18 protein-coding genes are annotated in these 21,148 nt (G+C 72.6%); 7 read left to right on the forward strand and 11 right to left on the reverse strand.

Annotated elements, in window-relative coordinates; genetic code table 11:
- Positions 1–44 precede the first annotated feature (44 nt).
- The 5 genes from alr to glmS all read right to left on the reverse strand — a co-directional run bounded on the left by alr (position 45) and on the right by glmS (position 5,424).
- Entirely contained in the window at positions 45–1,199 is a 1,155-nt protein-coding gene (alr, locus tag ACFV8T_RS06390; protein ID WP_385325211.1) for an alanine racemase, read from the reverse strand.
- Between the two features lie 97 nt (positions 1,200–1,296).
- A complete protein-coding gene (locus tag ACFV8T_RS06395) occupies positions 1,297–1,680 on the reverse strand; it encodes a DUF488 domain-containing protein (protein WP_385325213.1) in 384 nt (127 codons plus the stop codon).
- A gap of 51 nt (positions 1,681–1,731) precedes the next feature.
- Complete coding sequence (locus ACFV8T_RS06400; RefSeq protein WP_385325215.1) at positions 1,732–3,183, reverse strand: NAD(P)H-hydrate dehydratase; 1,452 nt, start codon at positions 3,181–3,183, stop codon at positions 1,732–1,734.
- A 4-nt stretch (positions 3,184–3,187) separates the two neighbouring features.
- Entirely contained in the window at positions 3,188–3,556 is a 369-nt protein-coding gene (locus ACFV8T_RS06405; RefSeq protein ID WP_385325217.1) for a holo-ACP synthase, read from the reverse strand.
- 20 nt (positions 3,557–3,576) lie between these two features.
- Complete coding sequence (gene glmS, locus ACFV8T_RS06410; protein WP_385325219.1) at positions 3,577–5,424, reverse strand: glutamine--fructose-6-phosphate transaminase (isomerizing); 1,848 nt, start codon at positions 5,422–5,424, stop codon at positions 3,577–3,579.
- Between the two features lie 209 nt (positions 5,425–5,633).
- Here glmS and ACFV8T_RS06415 point away from each other — a divergent pair, with 209 nt between their 5' ends.
- The 4 genes from ACFV8T_RS06415 to coaA all read left to right on the forward strand — a co-directional run bounded on the left by ACFV8T_RS06415 (position 5,634) and on the right by coaA (position 9,099).
- Entirely contained in the window at positions 5,634–6,233 is a 600-nt protein-coding gene (locus ACFV8T_RS06415; RefSeq protein WP_385325221.1) for an RNA polymerase sigma factor, read from the forward strand.
- Complete coding sequence (locus ACFV8T_RS06420) at positions 6,221–7,204, forward strand: CU044_5270 family protein (protein ID WP_385325222.1); 984 nt, start codon at positions 6,221–6,223, stop codon at positions 7,202–7,204. Before ACFV8T_RS06415 ends, ACFV8T_RS06420 begins: the two co-directional genes overlap by 13 nt.
- Positions 7,205–7,484: 280 nt before the next feature.
- Positions 7,485–8,018 carry a hypothetical protein gene (locus ACFV8T_RS06425; protein ID WP_385325224.1) on the forward strand — a complete coding sequence of 178 codons (534 nt, stop codon included), beginning with the start codon at positions 7,485–7,487 and terminating at the stop codon, positions 8,016–8,018.
- A gap of 85 nt (positions 8,019–8,103) precedes the next feature.
- A complete protein-coding gene (coaA, locus tag ACFV8T_RS06430; protein ID WP_385325226.1) occupies positions 8,104–9,099 on the forward strand; it encodes a type I pantothenate kinase in 996 nt (331 codons plus the stop codon).
- Positions 9,100–9,176: 77 nt separating this feature from the next.
- Here coaA and ACFV8T_RS06435 read toward each other — a convergent pair whose 3' ends face one another.
- On the reverse strand, positions 9,177–9,872 hold the full coding sequence (locus ACFV8T_RS06435) for a response regulator (protein ID WP_385325228.1): 696 nt from the start codon (positions 9,870–9,872) through the stop codon (positions 9,177–9,179).
- Positions 9,869–11,092 (reverse strand): sensor histidine kinase, encoded by a 1,224-nt coding sequence (locus ACFV8T_RS06440; RefSeq protein WP_385325229.1) that lies wholly within the window; start codon positions 11,090–11,092, stop codon positions 9,869–9,871. Before ACFV8T_RS06440 ends, ACFV8T_RS06435 begins: the two co-directional genes overlap by 4 nt.
- Positions 11,093–11,357: 265 nt before the next feature.
- On the opposite strand from ACFV8T_RS06440, the gene ACFV8T_RS06445 reads away from it, so the two are divergent.
- Positions 11,358–13,568, forward strand: a complete 2,211-nt coding sequence (locus tag ACFV8T_RS06445; protein WP_385325231.1) for an MMPL family transporter — start codon at positions 11,358–11,360, stop codon at positions 13,566–13,568.
- A gap of 146 nt (positions 13,569–13,714) precedes the next feature.
- On the opposite strand, the gene glmM is transcribed toward ACFV8T_RS06445, so the two are convergent.
- From glmM to ACFV8T_RS06465, 4 genes are all read right to left on the reverse strand, one after another.
- Entirely contained in the window at positions 13,715–15,073 is a 1,359-nt protein-coding gene (gene glmM / locus ACFV8T_RS06450; protein ID WP_385325233.1) for a phosphoglucosamine mutase, read from the reverse strand.
- 170 nt (positions 15,074–15,243) lie between these two features.
- Complete coding sequence (gene rpsI, locus ACFV8T_RS06455) at positions 15,244–15,771, reverse strand: 30S ribosomal protein S9 (protein ID WP_030914197.1); 528 nt, start codon at positions 15,769–15,771, stop codon at positions 15,244–15,246.
- Positions 15,772–15,815: 44 nt separating this feature from the next.
- The gene (rplM, locus tag ACFV8T_RS06460) at positions 15,816–16,259 is read right to left on the reverse strand and encodes a 50S ribosomal protein L13 (protein WP_072486702.1); all 444 of its coding nucleotides are present in this window, start codon (positions 16,257–16,259) and stop codon (positions 15,816–15,818) included.
- 442 nt (positions 16,260–16,701) lie between these two features.
- Complete coding sequence (locus ACFV8T_RS06465; RefSeq protein ID WP_385325554.1) at positions 16,702–18,330, reverse strand: ABC-F family ATP-binding cassette domain-containing protein; 1,629 nt, start codon at positions 18,328–18,330, stop codon at positions 16,702–16,704.
- A gap of 58 nt (positions 18,331–18,388) precedes the next feature.
- On the opposite strand from ACFV8T_RS06465, the gene ACFV8T_RS06470 reads away from it, so the two are divergent.
- Both ACFV8T_RS06470 and ACFV8T_RS06475 read left to right on the forward strand, forming a co-directional pair.
- Positions 18,389–19,240 (forward strand): hypothetical protein, encoded by an 852-nt coding sequence (locus ACFV8T_RS06470; protein WP_385325234.1) that lies wholly within the window; start codon positions 18,389–18,391, stop codon positions 19,238–19,240.
- Positions 19,241–19,256: 16 nt separating this feature from the next.
- Entirely contained in the window at positions 19,257–21,146 is a 1,890-nt protein-coding gene (locus tag ACFV8T_RS06475; RefSeq protein ID WP_385325235.1) for a hypothetical protein, read from the forward strand.
- Positions 21,147–21,148: the final 2 nt, after the last annotated feature.

Genomic DNA, 21,148 nt, shown 5'->3' on the forward strand with positions numbered 1-21,148 from the left:
TCCGGTCGTGATCAGATCGTGCCTGGTCAGGGGCGCATGATCGGTCAGGACTCGGCCGGGGTCACGTGCAGGTGCACACGCGGTACGCGGGTGCCGATCCGGGTGACGATCTCGTACGCGATCGTGTCGGCGGCCTGCGCCCAGTCCTCGGCGCTCGGCTCGCCCCGGTCCCCCGGGCCGAAGAGCACCGCCTCGCTGCCCACCTCGATCTCGTCCCCGTCGAGGTCGACGACGAACTGGTCCATGGCCACCCGGCCGGCGATCCGCCGGGTGACGCCGCCGACCAGGACGGGCGCCCGGCCGGAGGCGTGGCGCGGGACGCCGTCCGCGTAGCCGACCGGCACCAGGCCCAGAGTGGTCTCGGCGGAGGTCGTGTAGTGGTGGCCGTAGCTGATGCCGTGACCGGCCGGCACCTGCTTGACCAGGGCGATCGACGCGATGAGCGTCATGACGGGGCGCAGCCCGAAGTCGGCCGGGGTGCCCAGCTCGGGACTGGGCGAGATGCCGTACATCGCGATCCCGGTCCGTACGAGGTCGAAGTGCGCCTCGGGGAGGGTCAGCGTCGCCGGGGAGTTGGCCATGTGCCGCACCTCGGGTTCGACGCCCTCCTTCTCGGCATGCGCCACCATGTCCCGGAACACGGCCAGCTGGGCGGCGATGGAGGGGTGGCCGGGCTCGTCGGCGCAGGCGAAGTGGGACCACAGGCCGGTGATCCGGACGGTGCCCGCGTCCTCGGCGGCGCGGGCGGCGGCGACCAGCTCCGGCCAGTCGGCGGGCTGGCAGCCGTTGCGCCCGAGGCCGGTGTCCGCCTTGAGCTGGATCCGGGCCGGGACGCCCGCGTCCGTGGCCGCGGCGACGACCTCGCGCAGGGCCCACATCCCGCTCACCGACACGTCGATGTCGGCCTCGATCGCCTCGCGCCAGGGACCACCCGGGGTCCACAGCCAGCACATCACCCGGCCGCCGAGTCCGGCGGCCCGCAGGGCGAGCGCCTCCTGCGGCGTCGCGGTGCCCAGCCAGGTCGCCCCGGCCTCCAGCGCGGCGCGGGCGCAGGGCACCGCCCCGTGCCCGTACGCGTCGGATTTGACGACGGCCATGAGTTGCGCGCCGCCCGCCCGCGCGCGCAGCACCCGCACGTTGGCGCGCAGCGCGGCGAGGTCGATCTCGGCACGGGCTCTCAAGGACGCTGTCTCGTTCATCGCGCCCAGTCTCTCAGAGGCGTACGGCAGGGCCTTCGGGCGGCGGGTCGGAAGGGGCCCGCCGCAGGGGGCGTCCGCCCGGTGCCGGGTGCGCACCTCAGTGATGGCGCAGCTCGTGTTCCAGATGGTCGACGATGACCGGGACATGGCTGTGGGGTACGTCCTTGACCGCCGTGATCAGTGTCACCGGGCCGCCCTCCCGGACCAGTTCGACCAGTTCCCGGACGGCCGCCGTGTGGACGGGGTCGGCCAGTTCGGCGCGGTAGCGGTCGACGAACTCGTCGTAGCGGGTGGCGGTGCGGTCCTCGTGGTACCAGTCGCGGAGCTCGTTCGACGGGGTGATGTCCTTGAGCCACTTGTCGATCGCGGCCTTCTCCCTGGACTCGCCGCGCGGCCAGAGCCGGTCGACGAGGACGCGGGTGCCGTCGCCGTCCTCCTTCGGCTCGTACACCCGGCGTACGCGTACCTCGCTGCTGCCCACGGTCGGCCCTCCTGTCGGCTGCGGTCGGCTGCTGCCTGGGCCCAGGATCGCTCAGGCCCGTACGTCCCGCCACGCCGCCGGGATCGCCTCCGCGACGTCCTGGGCGGCGACGGGCGAGCCGTCGGAGGCGTGGCGGGCGGCGAGTCCGTGCAGATGGGCGCCGGCCGACGCGGCGTCACGCGGGGCGAGGCCCGCGGCCAGCAGGGAGCCGGTCAGTCCGGAGAGGACGTCGCCGCTGCCGGCCGTGGCCAGCCAGGAGGTGCCGGTCGGATTGACCCGTACGGGAGTGTCCGGGTCGTCGGTGGCGACCAGGGTCGTCGACCCCTTGAGCAGAACCGTGGCGCGGTAGCGGGCGGCCAGCTCCCGTACGGCGGCGAGCCGCCCCGCCTCGACCTCCTCGCGCGCCACGCCGAGCAGCGCGGCGGCCTCACCGGCGTGCGGGGTGAGCACGGTCGGCGCGGTGCGGGCGCGTACGACACCGGCGTCCAGCAGCCGCAGCCCGTCCGCGTCCACCAGCACCGCGACGTCCGCCGCCAGCACGTCCCGGACCCCCTCGGCGGCCTCCGCGCCGTCACCGAGTCCGGGCCCGACGACCCAGGCCTGCACCCGCCCCGCCTTCGACGGCGGCCCCGCGTGGACCAGCGTCTCCGGATGACGGGCGATCACCGCGCCCGCGCCCGGACCGACGTACCGCACGGCCCCCGCGCCGCCCCGCAGCGCCCCGGAGACGGCCAGCACCGCCGCGCCCGGGTACCGCGCGGAACCGGCGACGATGCCGACGACCCCGCGCCGGTACTTGTCGCTCTCGGCGCCGGGGACGGGCAGCAACGCGGCGACGTCCGCGTACTGGAGCGCCTCCAGGTCGGGTACGTCCGGCAGTTCGGGCCCGAGCCCGATGTCGACGAGGCGCAGCGCGCCGGCCCGTTCGGCGGCCGGGTCGACGAGCAGGCCCGGCTTGTACGTGCCGAAGGTGACGGTCGCGTCGGCGCGCACCGCCTCGCCGGGCACCTCACCGGTGTCGGCCTCGACCCCGCTGGGCAGGTCGACGGCGACCAGGGGCGCGCCGGTCGCCGCGAAGGCCCGCACCAGCCCGGCGGCGCCCGGACGCAGCCCGCCCCGGCCGCCGATGCCGGTGATCCCGTCCACCACGAGATCGATGTGGCCGCCCCAGGCGTCCGCGCCCTCCGCGACCCGCCCGCCGGCCGCGAGCAGGGCCGCGAGGCCGCCCTCGTGGGCGCGGTCCGGCGAGGTGAGCACGGCGCGCACGCCGGCGCCCCGGCGGGCGAGCCGGGCGCCCGCGTACAGCGCGTCGCCCCCGTTGTCGCCGCTGCCGACGAGGAGGACGACCCGGGCCCCGTACACCCGGCCGCGCCGCCGCAGCACATCGGCGCAGGCCGCCGCGAGTCCCGCGGCGGCGCGCTGCATCAGCGCGCCCTCGGGCAGCCGGGCCATCAGGGCCCGCTCGGCGGCCCGTACGGTCTGAACGCTGTAGGCGGTACGCATGTGCTCAACCCTCCGCGATCACCACGGCGGACGCCACCCCCGCGTCGTGGCTGAGCGACACGTGCCAATGCCGTACGCCCAGCTCGGCGGCGCGGGCGGCGACGGTGCCGCTGACCCGCAGCCGGGGCTGTCCGCTGTCCTCGACGTACACCTCGGCGTCCGTCCAGTGCAGTCCGCCGGGCGCGCCGAGCGCCTTCGCGAGGGCCTCCTTCGCGGCGAACCTGGCGGCGAGCGAGGCGATACCGCGCCGCTCGCCGCTGGGCAGCAGCAACTCCCGTTCCAGAAAGAGCCGTTCGGCCATCTGCGGCGTGCGTTCCAGCGCCGCGTCGAACCGTTCGATCTCGGCCACGTCGATCCCGACCCCGATGATCACGCGTATTCCCTCATCCCTCGCTACTCCACGGTCACGGACTTCGCCAGATTGCGCGGCTGGTCCACGTCGTTGCCGCGGGCCGTGGCCAGTTCGCAGGCGAATACCTGCAGCGGCACGGTCGACACCAGCGGCTGGAGCAGCGTAGGCGTAATGGGGATCCGGATCAGGTGGTCGGCGTACGGGACGACCGCCTCGTCACCCTCCTCGGCGATGACGATGGTGCGGGCACCGCGGGCCCTGATCTCCTGGATGTTCGACACGACCTTGTCGTGCAGCAACGACCGGCCGCGCGGCGACGGCACCACCACGACGACCGGGAGGCCGTCCTCGATGAGCGCGATCGGGCCGTGCTTGAGCTCACCGGCGGCGAAGCCCTCGGCGTGCATGTACGCGAGCTCCTTGAGCTTCAACGCGCCTTCCAGGGCCACGGGATAGCCGACATGGCGGCCCAGGAAGAGCACGGTGTCGTGACCGGCGAGGGAGCGGGCGAGTTCGCGTACCGGCTCCATGGTCTCCAGGACCCGTTCGACCGCGCCGGAGATCTCGGAGAGCTGGCGGATGACGGTGCGGATCTCGTCGCCCCACTTCGTCCCGCGGGCCTGTCCGAGATACAGGGCGACGAGGTAGCAGGCGACCAGCTGGGTGAGGAAGGCCTTGGTGGAGGCGACGGCGACCTCGGGGCCGGCGTGCGTGTAGAGCACGGCGTCGGACTCCCGGGGGATGGTGGAGCCGTTCGTGTTGCAGATGGCGAGGACCTTCGCGCCCTGTTCGCGGGCGTGCCGCAGGGCCATCAGGGTGTCCATCGTCTCGCCGGACTGCGAGATCGCGACGACCAGGGTGCGGTGGTCGAGGATCGGGTCGCGGTAGCGGAACTCGCTGGCCAGCTCGGTCTCGCAGGGGATGCGGGTCCAGTGCTCGATGGCGTACTTGGCGATCATCCCGGAGTGGAAGGCGGTGCCGCAGGCCACGATGACGACCTTGTCGACCTCGCGCAGTTCGTACGGCGGGATGCGTACCTCGTCGAGGCGGAGCGAGCCCGAGCCGTCGATCCGTCCGAGGAGGGTGTCGGCGACGGCCTTGGGCTGTTCGGCGATCTCCTTGAGCATGAAGTAGTCGTGGCCGCCCTTCTCGGCGGCGGAGACGTCCCAGTCCACGTGGTACGCGCGGACCTCGGCGGGCCGCCCGTCGAAGTCGGTGACGGTGACCCCCTCGCGGCGCAGCTCGACCACCTGGTCCTGGCCCAGCTCGATCGCGGAGCGGGTGTGCGCGATGAACGCGGCGACGTCGGAGGCCAGGAACGACTCCCCCTCCCCCACCCCCACCACGAGCGGTGAGTTGCGCCGGGCCCCGACCACCGTGCCGGGGGCGTCCGCGTGCACGGCGACGAGGGTGAAGGCGCCCTCCAGCCGGCGGCAGACCTGCCGCATCGCCTCCGCCGGGTCGGCGCAGGAGGAGAACGCCTCGGCGAGCAGATGGGCGACGACCTCCGTGTCGGTCTCGGAGGCCAGGTCGTGGCCGCGCTCGGCGAGTTCGGCGCGCAGGGCGGCGAAGTTCTCGATGATTCCGTTGTGCACGACGGCGACGCGGCCCGCGTTGTCGAGGTGCGGGTGGGCGTTGGTGTCGGTGGGGGCGCCGTGGGTGGCCCAGCGGGTGTGTCCGATCCCGGTGGTCCCGGCCGGGAGCGGCGCCTCGGCCAGGGCCTTCTCCAGATTGACGAGCTTGCCGGCCTTCTTGGCGGCGGCCAGACCGCCGTCCGCGAGCACGGCGAGGCCCGCCGAGTCGTAGCCCCGGTACTCAAGGCGCTTGAGACCCGCGACGACGACGTCCTGGGCCGACTGTCCACCGACGTAACCGACGATTCCGCACATATCGTTCCCTTCGTGGTCACCCGCCCCTCTTCTTCGCATCGTCGCAGAAGGGGAACGGGGCGGCAGGGAGGACGGCGCCCCGGGGGGCGAGCCGCCCGGTGCGCGCGGGGCGGCATCGGGGGTGGCCGCCCCGCATACCCTGTGAACCTTTCCGGCCCCAGCGGGGAACAAGGGGTGACACACTCACCCGCCGAGCCCCAGGAGCCGATGTGACCGGACCGCCGGCCAGCCCCGACGACGATGCCGAGGTCATCGCGCAGTCGCTGGAGGAGCCCGAGATCTTCGCCGGGCTCTACGACCGTCACGCACCGGACATCCACCGCTATGCCGCCCGCCGCCTCGGGGAGGGCGCGGCGGACGACATCACGGCGGAGACCTTCCTCATCGCCTTCCGCTCCCGGCGCCGCTACGACCGCTCCCACCGCAGCGCCCGCCCCTGGCTGTACGGCATCGCGGCCAACCTCATCGGCAAGCACCGGCGCAGCGAGGAGCGGGGGCTGCGGGCCCTGGCCCGTACCGGCCAGGACCCGGTGGCCGCCTCCTGGAGCGAGCGTTCCGACGACCGGATCGCCGCCCAGGCACCCCTGGCGGTGGCGCTCGCCGCGCTCTCGCCCGGCGACCGGCATGTGCTGCTGCTCGTCGCCTGGGCCGACCTCGGGTACCAGGAGGTCGCCGCGGCGCTGGGCATCCCGCTCGGCACCGTGCGGTCCCGGCTCAATCGCGCCCGCCGCAAGGTCCGCGAGGCCCTCTGCATGGACCCCTCGTTCACGCCCGACGCCATGGAGCTGACCCCGTCATGGACGAAATGACCCAGCTGCGCGAGCTCCGCGCGGACGCGCCCGTTCCCGACCGCGGCGCGCTCGCCCCGGGCCGGCAGCGGCTCACCGAGGCCGCGGCCCCGGGTCGTCGCGTCCACCGCCTGCGGGCGGACTGGCGGGTCGCCGCGGTCGGCGCGGCCGCGGCGATCACCGTGGCGGCGGTGCTCGGCACCCAGCTCGGGGACGCCGCGGCGCCCGACCGCTCCGGACCCGCCTCGACCGCCGGGACCCTGCGGCTGGACAGCCCGGCCGAGGTGCTGAACCGGGCCGCCGACGCGCTGGAGAAGCAGCCGGCCGGGCCGGAGCCGCGCGACGACCAGTGGATCTACACCAGGACGGTGCAGGCCGCGCAGGGCGACCAGAACGGCATGGCCGCCGGCCGCGTCACGTACGACCCCGACGCCTGGGTTCCGTACGACAACTCCGCCGCGGCCAAGAACGGCAAGGACTCCGACTACCGCACGGCCCGCCAGGTCTACCGGGCCACCGAGGCGCTGCCCGACGACCCGGCGCGGCTGCTGGCGAAGGTCCGCTCGTTCCATCCGACCGGCAACACGGCCGACAGCCCGCCCGAGGCCGAGGCGCAGCACAGCTTCCGGGCGATGGGGCTGATGGTCGAGGCGTATCCGATCGCACCGGCCGCCCTCGCCCGGATCTACCGGGCCATGGCCACCATCCCCGGCGTGCACGTCACCGACCACCTGGTGAAGGACGCCGCCGGGCGCGAGGCCATCGCCATCACCCGGAAGGAGGACGGCCTCCATGAGCAGCGGGAGATCCTGCTCGACCCGCACGACTTCAGCTACGTCGGTCTGCGTTTCGTGGTCACCGAGGACTACGAGTACGCGCTCTCCGACGGCAAGGTGAAGCGCCGGACGATCAAGTTCAAGGCCGGGCAGGTCCTCACGAGCGAAGCCCGGGTCGAAGCCGCCGTCGTCGACGCCAAGGGCGAGAAGCCCTGAGGCCGCGGGCGAGGCGCCCCGCCGTCACCGGGCGCCCCTGAACCGGGTCCGGTGTCCGCCACAGGGGTGCGGACACCGGACCCTGCCGACGGCGGCAGGTGCCCCCGGGTGCATCATGGCGTCGCCGCCGACCGGCACCGATTCCGGCCGGTCGGCCGAGAACCGGGGGGTGGGGCGCATGTCCGGCGCCGAAGGGCCAGTCACGTCGTCGCAACGTCCACCCCGGGATCTCCGGCCCTCCCGGCCGTTCCCCGTGCCCCCTCCGCGGCCGAAGCGCCGGATGTCGAACAAGGCCGCCGTCGTGCTGGGGCTGGGCATCGGGGCGGTCCTCGTCGTGCTCGTCCCCGTGGGGCTGTTCGTCCTGCTGTTCGTCCTGCGCTACGTGAACATCCCCCCGGAGCCCGACGGCCCGCCGCTCGTACTGACGCAAGGTCAGCTGCGCGGCACCTGGCAGGACGAGCACGGCGGCCGGCTCGTCCTCGCCGAGGACGGCACCTTCAGCGCCACGAACGTCTGCGGCGACTACACGGACGCCACCACCGGCGACAGCTCCGGATTCGGCTTCCCGTCCATCATGACCGGGACCGGCACCTGGGAGTCCGACGTGTACGCGACCCAGGAGGGCGCGACGGAACTGTCCGTCGCATTCGCCCCCGGCAAGGTCACCGGCCAACTCGCGGCCAGGGGGAAGACCGACTCCGCCGTCCTGTGGACGTTCATCGGCGACCCCGACAGCGGAGAGCTCTGCGTGCTCAGGAAGGTGAGCACGGACGTCGGCACGAAGGCGGGCACGGAGGCGGGCGCACAGCCGTGAACGACGGCGGCGGCACCGGCCCGGCCCTCCCCCACGTGACCGAGCCCACCCCCCACTCCGTTCGAACTCCCGCAACAATGAACCCGTGATCTCTTCGCCGCCACGGAGCACCCACCGACGCGCCGAGCACGCGGCGACGCCGTACGTCGATCTGTCCCGCGCCGAGTGGAGCGCGCTGCGCGACAAGACGCCGCTGCCGCTGACCGCCGACGAGGTCGAGCAGCTGCGCGGGCTCGGGGACGTCATCGACCTCGACGAGGTACGCGACGTCTACCTGCCGCTCTCCCGGCTCCTCAACCTCTACGTCCAGGCCACCTCGGGTCTGCGCGGCGCCCTGAACACCTTCCTCGGGGACGCGGGGAACGGCCACGGCGAGCAGCGCGGCACCCCGTTCGTCATAGGCGTCGCGGGCAGTGTCGCGGTCGGCAAGTCCACCACCGCGCGCATCCTCCAGGCACTGCTGGCCCGTTGGCCCGAGCATCCGCGCGTGGAGCTGGTGACCACGGACGGGTTCCTGCTGCCGATGAAGGAGCTCCAGGCCCGCGGCCTGATGTCGCGCAAGGGGTTCCCCGAGTCGTACGACCGGCGCGCCCTGACCCGTTTCGTCGCCGACATCAAGGCGGGCAAGGACGAGGTGACGGCGCCCGTCTACTCGCACCTGATCTACGACATCGTGCCGGACGAGCGGCTCACCGTACGCCGCCCCGACATCCTGATCGTCGAGGGGCTGAACGTGCTGCAGCCCGCGATGCCCGGCAAGGACGGCCGGACCAGGGTCGGTCTCGCCGACTACTTCGACTTCAGCGTGTACGTGGACGCGCGCACCGAGGACATCGAGAGCTGGTATCTCAACCGGTTCCGGAAACTGCGCGCGACCGCGTTCCAGAACCCGTTCTCGTACTTCCGCAAGTACACCCAGGTCTCCGAGGAGGAGGCCATGGAGTACGCGGCGACGATGTGGCGGACCATCAACAAGCCCAACCTGGTGGAGAATGTCGCGCCCACCCGGGGCCGTGCCACCCTGGTGCTGCGCAAGGGCCCTGACCACAAGGTCCAGCGGCTGTCGCTGCGCAAACTCTGAGTCCGCGAGCCTCCCGGGAGTGGCCACGTGCCGCATCTGCGCCTGATCGTCCGCCAGGCCCCGCGGGCGGCGCGGAGTCAGTCCGCGCGGGCGGTGACCAGGCCCGATTCGTAGGCCGCGATGACCGCCTGGGCGCGGTCGCGGACGGCGAGTTTGCCGAAGATGCTGGTGATGTAGTTCTTGACCGTGGAGAGGCTGATGTCCAGGGCGCGGGAGATCTCGGTGTTGTCGAGGCCGGTGGCCATCAGGCGCCACACCTCGACCTCGCGGGGGGTGAGTTCACCCGGGCCGGTCGGGCCGGCGGGGACCGGCCGCGCAGCGCGGGATGCCCGTACGTGGGTGGAGATCAGCCGGGTGAGCAGGCGCGGCGCGACGACGGCCTCGCCCGCGTGGACGGTGTGGATCGCCGCGCTCAGGTCCTCCGGGGAGCTGTCCTTGGGCAGGAACCCGTAGGCCCCGGCGCGCAGGGCGCCCACCACGTACTCGTCGAGGTCGAAGGTACTGAGGGCCAGGACCCGGCAGCCGGGCACGGTGACGGCGAGTTCCCCGGTCGCGCCGACCCCGTCGAGGACCGGCATCCGGATGTCCATCACCACGACGTCGGGGCGCAGCCGGCGGGCGAGGGCGACGGCCTGCGCGCCGTCCTCGGCCTCGCCCACCACCTCGAAGGACGGGTCGGGGGAGAGGATCAGCGACAGACCTCGCCGGACCAGCGGCTGGTCGTCCGCGATCAGCACCCTGATCGTCCGCGGCGTCGGCCCGGTCCCGTTCATCGGTGTGCTCCTTCGTGCTGGACGGCCGCCTCGGCCGCCTCGTCCGTGCTCAGCGGCAGGTCGGCCACCACGGCGAACCCCCCATCGGCCTGCGGGCCGACGGTCAGGGTGCCGCCGTGCAGGGCGACGCGCTCGCGCATGCCAATGAGGCCGTAACCGCCCGAGTCCACCGACGCCCCCTCCCGCGGCGGTGCGCCCCCGCCGTCGTCCCGCACCTCGACGGTGATCCGCTCCTGGTGGTACGTCAGCCGCACGGACGCGCGGGCGTCCCCCGCGTACTTGCGGGTGTTGGTGAGGGCCTCCTGGGCGATCCTGAACACCGTGAGGCCGACGGTCGGCGGCAGCGGGCGCCGCGGCCCCCGGACGCCGAACTCGGTGGGCAGTCCGGCGAGGCGGGACTCGGCCACCAGACGGTCGAGGTCCTCGACGCCGGGCTGGGGCAGCGACGGCGCGGCCTCCGGTTCGTCACCGGCCCGCAGCACGTCGAGGAGCTGGCGCATCTCGCGCAACGCGAGCCGCCCGGAGGACTCCAGGGTGACCAGGGCGTCCAGGACCACCTCAGGTCGGGCGAGGTTGGCCCTGGCTCCGCCGGCCATCAGCTGCATGGTGGTGATGTGGTGGGCCACGATGTCGTGCAACTCCCTTGCGATGCGGCGGCGCTCGTCGGCCACCGCACGGTCGGCGAGGAGTCTGCGGTTGGCCGCCACCTCCCGCTGCCAGCGGTTGACCGCCATGGCGGTGCCGACGACGATCAAGGTGGAGAGCGGCGGGGTGACCGCCTCCTGCCAGGGCGGAATCCGGCCGTTGCTCTGGCTCAGCAGTGTCAGCGACATCGTCACGACAGCCGCGACCGCCGTCACCCGGCCGGAACAGGCCCTGGCGACCGTGTACAGGGCCACCACCAGGACGGCGCCGAAGTGGCTGGGCAGTGGGACGGTCAGGGCGGCCGTCGCGTCGAGTGCCAGCACGGCGGCGAGCGCCGCCACCGGGTGGCTGCGCCGGGCGAGCAGCGGCATGGCCGCCAGGGCGACGAGAAGGAACCCCGCCACGCTCACGTCGTGCCGGCCGTCGGGGTCGTTGAAGAACACGTAGCTGAGCAGGTTCATCGCGCAGGCCCCGCCGGTCACGAGCGCGTCGTTGCGGGTCCACGGCGGCTCGGCGCCGTCGATGTGCAGCGGCGTCCGGGAATCGTCGGGCGCGATGTGTCGGCTCCTGGGCATGTCCGTTCCCCCCTGTGTCCGGCATCTCGGCCTCCCGGCTTCCCGGCCCCCCGGGACAGGGTTGCACAGCACCGGCGGTGGCACTCCCGAGCCCTTGACCAGGACCGGGACCAGGGTCCTGGTCAAGGGCTCGGGAGGGACCCAGGGCCCCGATCCGGATCATCCGCTGCCACGACGCCCGGCGCCCCCTCGCGGTGATGGTCTGGAGACCGGCCGGGAGCCCCCGGCAGCCGTCCGCATTCAAGTCCGTCCGCCGGAGGACCTCGTGATCCGCGCCCTGACCGGATATTCCACCAGACACCCATGGAAGGTCATCGCCCTCTGGGCGGTGCTGGGGGTCGTGATGAGCGCCCTGATCCCGACCCTGATCGGCCGCGTCACCCAGCACCGGACCGGGGACTTCCTGCCCCGCTCCTACGACTCGGCCGCCGCGCTCCGGATCGCCGAAGAACAGTTCGGCGTGAACCCCGACGCCACCACGGTGACCGTGCTGGTCGCCCGGTCCGACGGCAAGGCCCTCGGCGCCGCCGACCACAAGCGGGTCGAGGCCGGGGCGGCGAAGCTGGGCCGGCACCGGGTGATCATGCCCAGGGAGGACGACATGCCTCGGTTCCTGGTCCCGGACCGCTCCCAGACACCCCGCATCGCCCCGTCGATGACGGCACCCGACCGGAGCTTCGAACTGCTCTCCGTCCAGCTGACGGGGAATCCCGCGGACCAGGGGGTCCAGGGCGTCTACCGGGCCTTCCGGGACGCCGCCCGGACACAGTTCTCCGAGGCGGGGATGCGCACCGGCTTCACCGGGAGCCTCGCCGACACCGTCGACACCACCGACGCCCACGAAACCGCCGCGAAGGTCGGGGGCGCCCTCCTCACGGCGCTCATCATCCTGCTCAACGTGCTCGTGTTCCGCAGCGTGCTGGCAGCCCTGCTGCCGCTGCTCGCGGTCGCCATGATCGGCTCCGTGGCGGCGGGAACCGTGGCGGGCGCGGCGCTGCTCACCGGGCGCAAGCTCGACGCGAGCACCCCGGGGCTGATCAACGTGGTCCTGCTCGGCATCGGCATCGACTACCTGCTGTTCCTGCTGTTCCGCTTCCGCGAGCAACTGCGCGCCCGGCCCGAACAGTCCGCCCGCGAGGCGGCCGAGGAGGTCTCGGGCCGGGTGGGCACCGCGATCACCTCGGCGGCGCTGACCATCGTGGCCGCGTTCGCCACGCTGGGCCTGGCGACCTTCGGGCAGTTCCGCTCGCTGGGCCCCGCCATCGCCGTCGCGGTCCTGGTGATGCTGCTCGGCAGCCTCACCCTGCTGCCGGCGCTGCTCGCGGCCGCCGGGCGCAAGATGTTCTGGCCCTCCCGAACCCTTCGCCACAAGCCGGGCGAAGGACGTGCCGCCCGCTTCGGCACGCTGGTCACGCGACGACCGCTGACGATGCTGACGGCCTCCGTCGCCCTGCTCGCCGCGCTGGCCGCCGGGCTGACCGGCATCCGCATGGACTACGGCCGGGGCGGCTCCGACGACGCGACCCCCGCCGCGAGCACCGCGACCGAGATCTCCCGCACACTGCCGGCCGGAGTGTCGGACCCGACGAGCGTCTTCGTCACCGCCAAGGACGGCGACACCCTCACCACCGGCCGGCTCGACGGCCTCTCCCGGGCACTCACCCGGGTCCACGGCGTGGGCAAGGTCGCACCGACCGCCCTGAACAAGGACCACCGCGCCGCCCGGATCGACCTCTACCCGACCGCCGACCCACAGAGCCAACAAGCCCGCGACCTGGCCTCCGGACCGATCCGGGCCGCGGTCACCCAGCACACACCCGCCGGAACGACGACACACGTGGGCGGGACGGCGGCAATCCACGCCGACATCTCCACCGCCGTCGACCACGACCTGAAGACCGTCTTCCCGGTCGCAGCCGCACTGATCGCGCTGATCCTCCTGCTGCTCCTGCGCAGCCTGCTCGCACCGGTGGTCCTGATGCTCTCCGTCGGGCTCGGCTTCGCCGCCACCCTCGGCGCCGCCACCCTGCTCTTCCAGCACGCCCTCGGCAGGCCGGGCGTCGACTTCACCCTGCCCCTGGTGCTGTTCCTGTTCGTCGTGGCCCTGGGCACCGACTACAACATCCTGATCAGCGACCGGATCCGGGAGGAGATGCGGCGACCGGGCCCGGCCCGCGCCGCCGTGGCCCGCGCGGTACGGCACACGACACCGGCCATCGCGACGGCCGGGCTGGTGCTCGCCGGCTCCTTCGCCACCCTCGCCACGACCCCGGGCAACGAGCAGATCGCCTTCGCGATGACGCTCGGCATCATGCTCTCCGCGCTCGTCCTCTCGCTGGTGCTGGTCCCCGCCCTCGCCGCCCTCCTCGGCCGGAGCATCTGGTGGCCGGTCCGCCCACGGCCCACCAAGGGCGGCCACCCGCAGCACCGTGCGAACGCACCGGCCCCGGAACCCCACCGGGTCAAGACCTGCTGAGGCCCGGACGACCGGAACGCCTCAGGGGTACGTGAGCCCGGTGACGCCGGCACCCACCCGGCCGTCCCCGGGTGGAGCGCTTCGGTCCGGTGGACCGGGCGTGGCGACCGCGCCGCCGTCCACCTGACGGCGCGTGCGGGCCCGTCCTATCCCAGCGCGGACTTCACCACATCGGCCAGCCGCTCGGCGACAGCCCGCGCCTGCTCGATGTCGGCCGCCTCGACCATGACCCGCACCAGCGGCTCCGTGCCCGACTGGCGCAGCAGCACGCGTCCGGTGGAGCCCAGCTCGCGCTCGGCCTCGGCCACGGCCTCGGCGACCTCGGGGGAGGTCGCGACCCGGGACTTGTCGACGTCGCGGACGTTGATCAGCAGCTGCGGCAGCCGCTGCATGACCCCGGCCAGATCGGCGAGCGTACGGCCGGTGGCGGCCATCCGGGCCGCGAGCAGCAGGCCGGTCAGCGTGCCGTCGCCGGTCGTGGCGTGGTCCAGGACGATGACATGGCCGGACTGCTCGCCGCCCAGTGCGTAGCCCTCGGCCTTCATCGACTCCAGTACGTAGCGGTCGCCGACGGCGGTCTGGACGAGCTGGATGCCCTCCCGCTCCATCGCGATCTTGAAGCCGAGGTTGGACATGACGGTGCCGACCACGGTGTCCTTGCGCAGCTGTCCGGCCTCGCGCATGGCGAGGGCGAGGACGGCCAGGATCTGGTCGCCGTCGACCTCCTCGCCCGTGGCGTCCACGGCCAGGCAGCGGTCGGCGTCGCCGTCGTGCGCGATGCCGAAGTGGGCGCCGTGCTCCACGACGGCGGCCTTCAACGGCTCCAGATGGGTGGAGCCGCAGCCGTCGTTGATGTTCAGGCCGTTCGGGTCGGCACCGATCGTGACGACCTCGGCACCGGCCCGCGCGAAGGCCTCGGGCGAGACCCGGGCAGCCGCCCCGTGCGCCTCGTCGAGCACGACCTTCAGCCCGTCGAGCCGGTTCGGCAGGACCGCGACGAGGTGGGCCACGTAACGGTCGAAGCCCTCCGCGTACTCGGTGACGCGTCCCACACCGGCCCCGGTCGGGCGCTCCCACGGCTCACCGGTGCGGTGCTGCTGGTAGATGGACTCGATCCGGTCCTCCAGCTCGTCGGAGAGCTTGTGACCGCCGCGGGCGATGAACTTGACACCGTTGTCCGGCATGGAGTTGTGGCTCGCGGAGAGCATCACACCGAGGTCGGCGCCCAGCGCGCCGGTGAGGTACGCCACCGCCGGGGTGGGCAGCACACCGACGCGCAGGACGTCCACGCCGGCGCTGGCGAGACCGGCCACGACGGCGGCCTCCAGGAACTCTCCGGACGCGCGTGGGTCACGGCCCACCACGGCTGTCGGCCGGGTCCCGTCGAGAGTGCTCCCCTCGGCGAGAACATGCGCCGCAGCGACCGAGAGACCGAGCGCCAGCTCGGCCGTCAGATCCGCATTGGCGACACCGCGCACACCGTCCGTGCCGAAGAGTCGTCCCACTGGTGTCCTCCGAAGATGCTCCGAAACCGCAAAACCAAATCAACCAAAGCAGCGCAACAAGCCTATGAGCGTCTTATGCCGTTATACGCCCGAGGGTGTCGATAAACGAACGCCCCGGCAGCACGAGGTGTGCCGCCGGGGCGAACGTGTAAAGCAGATGAGCAGGCGGATTAGCGCTTGCTGTACTGCGGGGCCTTGCGGGCCTTCTTGAGACCGGCCTTCTTGCGCTCGACCGCACGGTCGTCACGGGAGAGGAAGCCGGCCTTCTTCAGCGGGGCGCGGTTGTTGTCCACGTCCGCCTCGTTCAGCGCACGGGCCACGCCGAGACGCAGGGCGCCGGCCTGACCCGAGACGCCGCCACCCGAGATGCGGGCGATGACGTCGTAGCGGTTGTCGAGCTCAAGCACCTTGAAGGGCTCGTTGACTTCCTGCTGGTGCACCTTGTTGGGGAAGTAGTCCTCAAGGGTGCGACCGTTGATCTTCCACTTGCCGGTGCCCGGAACGATCCGGACGCGGGCGATGGCGTTCTTCCGACGGCCAAGGCCGGCGGCGGGCTGCGGGTCGCCGAAGCGGGAGGCCAGCGACTCGCTGGTGTACTCGCCCTCGACGGGAACCTCGGACTCGAAGGTGGTCACCTCGGCGAAGACCTCTTCGCCCTCGGTGCCCTCGACGGGGTTCTCAACAGTGGTCTCGGCCACGATTCTCCTCAGATCTTTCTTTTGGTCTTAGGGGGAGGCCGGAACTACTGCGCGACCTGGGTGATCTCGAACGGGACCGGCTGCTGAGCAGCGTGCGGGTGCTGGTCGCCCGCGTAGACCTTGAGCTTCGAGAGCATCTGACGGCCCAGGCTGTTCTTGGGGATCATGCCCTTGATGGCCTTCTCGACGGCCTTCTCGGGGCTCTTGGCGAGCAGCTCGTCGTAACGGACGGAGCGCAGACCACCCGGGAACCCGGAGTGGCGGTACGCCATCTTCTGGGTCTTCTTGTTGCCGGAGAGGTGAACCTTCTCGGCGTTGATGATGATGACGAAGTCGCCCATGTCCATGTGGGGGGCGTAGATCGCCTTGTGCTTGCCGCGGAGGAGGTTCGCAGCCGTGGTGGCCAGACGGCCCAGGACGATGTCCTGCGCGTCAATGATGTGCCACTGGCGCGTCACATCGCCGGGCTTGGGGCTGTACGTACGCACTTCGTAGCCTTCGCTTCTTCAGTGGATGGGGTCCAGACACATGGCACCTCTGAAGCGATCATGCAGCTGGGGCTCACAATGCCGGGGACGCTGCCCGTATGCGAGCCACTGGTAACTGCTCCAGAGAACCTACGTAAGGGCCCTACGCGTGAGAACGACGAAGCCAATACGCATAACAATCAACGAGACTACCCGCCCCGCCCCGGACGGGTCAAAACGCGTGGCCCCCGGGCGGGCGGCAGCGGGGTTCCCCGGCCTGGCCGGCCCCGCTGCCGGGGGTTCCGTCCTCAATCGCCGGACGGGCTGGTCGGTGCGGGTTCCCCGCGGGGGTGCGCCTTGGGCCGTCGGGTGGGGGTCCGGGGTCCCTCCGGGAAGACTCCCCGGAGGGGCACCACCCCCACCCGCCCGGACAAGGCGCACCCCGCCCAGGTCACGCCGCGCGCTACCGCGCCCGTTCCACCCGCCGCTCGTCCCACACCGGCTCCGTCGTCTCGCGTACGACGCCGTCCGAGCCGAACACCAGATAGCGGTCGAAGGACTTCGCGAACCACCGGTCGTGCGTGACGGCCATCACAGTCCCCTCGTACGCCTCCAGACCGTCCTGCAGCGCCTCCGCCGACTCCAGGTCCAGGTTGTCCGTCGGCTCGTCCAGCAGCAGCGCGGTCGTGCCGGCCAGCTCCAGGAGCAGGATCTGGAACCGCGCCTGCTGCCCGCCGGACAGCTTCTCGAAGGGCTGGTCGCCCTGCCGTTCCAGCTCGTAGCGGCGCAGTACGGACATGGCGCCGCCCCGGTCCTTGGCGTGCTCCGTCCACAGGATCTCGACCAGCGTCTTGCCCAGCAGCTCCGGATGGGCGTGGGTCTGCGCGAAGTGCCCGGGTACGACGCGTGCCCCGAGCTTCCACTCCCCCGTGTGCGCGACCTGCTCGCCCGCGAGGAGCCGCAGGAAGTGCGACTTCCCCGAACCGTTCGAGCCGAGGACGGCGACCCGTTCCCCGTAGAAGATCTCCAGGTCGAACGGCTTCATCAGCCCGGTCAGCTCAAGGTTCTTGCAGGTCACCGCCCGTACCCCGGTCCGGCCGCCGCGCAGCCGCATCTTGATGTCCTGCTCGCGCGGCGGCTCCGGCGGCGGGCCCGCGTCCTCGAACTTCTTGAAGCGGGTCTGCATCGCCCGGTAGCGGGACGCCATGTCGGGGCTGATCGCCGCCTGCTGCCGCAGCCGGTGGACCAGCGCCTTCAGCCGGGCGTGCTCCTCCTCCCAGCGCCGCAGCAGCTCCTCGAACCGGGCGAACCGGTCCTTGCGGGCCTGGTGGTACGTGTCGAAGCCGGCGCCGTGCACCCACACGTCGCTGCCGGCCGGGCTCGGCTCCACGCTGACGATCTTCTCGGCGGCCCTGGACAGCAGCTCGCGGTCGTGGGAGACGAAGAGGACCGTCTTACGGGTCTCCTTGAGCTTCTCCTCCAGCCAGCGCTTGCCGGGCACGTCGAGATAGTTGTCCGGCTCGTCGAGCAGCAGCACCTCGTCGGGACCGCGCAGCAGCGCCTCCAGCACCAGGCGCTTCTGCTCACCGCCGGACAGCGTGCGCACCTCGCGCCACTGCGCCTTCTCGTACGGGACGCCGAGCGCGGCCGTGGTGCACATGTCCCAGACGGTCTCGGCCTCGTACCCGCGGGCCTCCGCCCAGTCGCTCAGGGCCTGCGCGTACTTCATCTGCGCGGCCTCGTCGTCGACGGTGAGGATCAGCTCCTCGGCCCGGTCGACCGCCAGGGCCGCCTCCCGGATACGCGGCTGGGACACGGAGACGAGCAGGTCCCGGACGGTGCGCTCGTCGCGCACGGAGCCCACGAACTGCTGCATCACCCCGAGCCCGCCGCTCACCGAGACGGAACCGCCGTGCGGCTGGAGGTCCCCGGCGAGCAGCCTGAGCAGCGTCGTCTTCCCGGCGCCGTTGGCCCCCACGAGGGCGACCACGGCCCCGTCCGCCACCCGGAACGAAGCATCGCCGAGCAGCACCCGCCCGTCCGGTAGGTAGTACTCCAGGTGGCCCGCTTCAAGATGTCCCATGCACAGCATTGTCACGGCCCGCGAAGCCCTGGCCCAACCGGTTTACGTCTCCTCTAGGATTCGCCGCATGAGCTTTGGGCAAGGGGGGCCCTCCGGGGGGCCCGGGGGCACACAGACTCCGGACTGGGCAGCGCTGGCCGACGAGTCCGCCGCGCGCAACCGCCGCAAGAGGTGGCTGCTGATCGGCGGCGGCGTGCTCGCCACCGCGGCGATCGGCGCGATCGTGGCCACGGCGGTCATCTCGACCAACAAGAACAACAGCAACAACTCCGGCAAGAACGCGAGCGAGCTGCCCGCGCCGAGCGATCTGCCGAACGACACCGCCGAGCCCGAGCCGTCCTTCTCCTCGGTGGCCCCGCCGCCCCCGCCGGACCCGAAGGACTACATCTCCGACGCGAAGAAGGACCGGGCGCCGATCACCGTCGACGCGTTCTTCCCCGGCAAGAAGCTGACGATGGGCAACCGGGTCTACGTCAAGGGCGCGACCCAGCAGACGAAGAACTGCGCCGCGACCACGAAGGGCGCCCTCGGCCCGATCCTCGTGAACAACGGCTGCGACCAGGTCGTCCGGGCCACGTACAGCAAGGACGGCGTCGCCGTCACCGTCGGCCTCGCGGTCTTCCGGACGGAAGCACAGGCGAAGAAGGCGGCCCGGCAGGCGAGCGGCAGCATCGCCACGCTGAGCGGCGCGGGCGTGCCGTCCTTCTGCCTGCCCGGATCGGTCTGCCGCCGTACCGCCAACTCCTACGGCCGTTACGCCTACTTCGCCATCAGCGGGTACACCAACGGCAAGAACGTCACCACGGCCGACAAGAACGCCTACGCCACCGGTGACGACCTGACGAACTTCACGTTCCGTCAGATCCGCCACCGCGGCGAGCTCCAGGCCTCGGCCGCGGCCACCGCGCAGACCGGCTGACGGGTACCGGGGATCCGTGCGCCTTCCGTTCCTGCTCGCCCTTCCCCGCGTGCTGCGCCACAGCGCGGCCATCGGCGCCGATCTGCCGCCGGACGAGGCCGTGTCCGTCGACGCGCCGGACCCCGCGCTCCGGGCCGCCCTGGCCTCGGCCGCCGACGGCGACCACGGCCCCGCCCGGGAGCTGCTCGCCGGGACCCGCGAGCACAGGCAGTGGGAGCTGAGGGACGGCTACGCGGCACGGCTCGCCGGGGCCGCCCTGCACAACCCCGGCTGGCTGGACGCCTGGCAGGCCGAACACCCCGAGGACCCGGACGCGGCCCTGGTCAGGGCAGATCTCGGCATCCACCAGGCGTGGGAGATGCGTTCCACGGAAAGCGCCGGGCAGGTCTCGCGCGACCGGTTCCGGGCCTTCTTCGCACTGCTGGAGGACGCCGCACCGGTGATCGGCAGAGCGGCCGAACTCAACCCCGCCGACCCCGTGCCCTGGCGCATCGCCCTGACCCACGCGCTGGGCAGCCAGGCCCCCCGCGAGGTCTTCGACGGATACTGGGCGCAGGCCCTGGCCCGCGACCCGCACCACTACGGATGCCACACCGCCGCCCTCACCTACCTCTGCGCGAAATGGCACGGCTCGCACACGGAGATGTTCGACTTCGCCGAGCGCGCGGCCGACACCGCCCCGCCCGGCTCGAAGCTGCACGCGCTGCCGCTGTTCGCGGCGCTGGAGTACGTGGTTCGGTCCCCCGGCGCACCGCCCGGCCCCGACCCGTACGCGCCCCGCGTCGCAGCCGCGGTCACCCGCGCCCTGGAGCTCTCGGAGGCGTACGGACCGGGCAGCCAGGAGGCGGCCGGCTTCCGCAACTGCCTGGCCCTGATGCTGCTGCGCACGGAGCGCTGGGACGAAGCCCTCGACGCCTTCCGCAGCATCGGCACCCACGCCACCGAGTTCCCCTGGGCGTACTTCGGCGACGACCCGCGCCAGGAGTTCCTCGAAACCCGTTCCGGCACCCGTATCCAACTGGCGTCCCTGACCCCCTTCTTCGGCCGCCCCCCGCAGCCCCGCACCGCGCCGGCCCCCGCCCCCGACGCCCCCTGCGCGGTGGCGATAGCGGTGGCCCGCCCGGCGGAGGTGGCGCAGGCGGCGCTGATGTGCGGCGTCTCGCTCCGCACCGCCCCCGCGACCGACAGGCACACCTATGTCGAGGCCGTCGCCGGGGCACGCCCCGCCAAGCGCTCGATTCTGTCCACGGAGGACCCGCTGACCACGGCGGCCGACAACTTCACCACCGGCGAGAAGTGGCCCACGCTGGTCCTGCGCCGCACCCCCGAGCGCTGCGGGCTCACGCTGTTCCGCAAGGGCAGGCCGCTGGCCGCCCACGAGTGGAACGCCACGTCCCCGGCCCCCGACCACGCCGCGGTCACCGCCACGGCCGAGGCCCTGGCCCACGCCTTCGCCCTCCCGGACCCCCGCCCGCTGACGCACATACTCCGCTCCACCGGCAACCCGCCCCGCCACCAGTCGGACCTCCTGGCGGCCCTCGCCCTGCCCCCGCTCCCGCCGGGCTTCGGTGACCGCCCGGACGTCCTGGACACCCTGCCGGGCGCCCGGGTGCTCACCCGGCGGGGCCTGCTGGCCGGCATGCGCTCCACGATGACCACCCAGGACGGCGAGCACCCGGCGTCCCCGGACGCGTACGAGCCCCGCCGGCCGCGCTGGTGGCTGCTGCGCGTACTGAGCCTGCTGCTGTTCACCGCGGCCGCGGTGTACGGCTGGGCGGCCCCCGACATCACCCCGTCCCTCGCGACGGCGTACACGCTCGCGGCCCTGTTCACGGCGGCCGGCCTGAGGCGCGCCTGGCGCCAACGGCGGGCACACACCGCCGCGGCGGCAGCGGCCCGGGAGTAGAT

The organism is Streptomyces sp. NPDC059832 (genome assembly GCF_042731715.1).
Classification (GTDB): domain Bacteria; phylum Actinomycetota; class Actinomycetes; order Streptomycetales; family Streptomycetaceae; genus Streptomyces.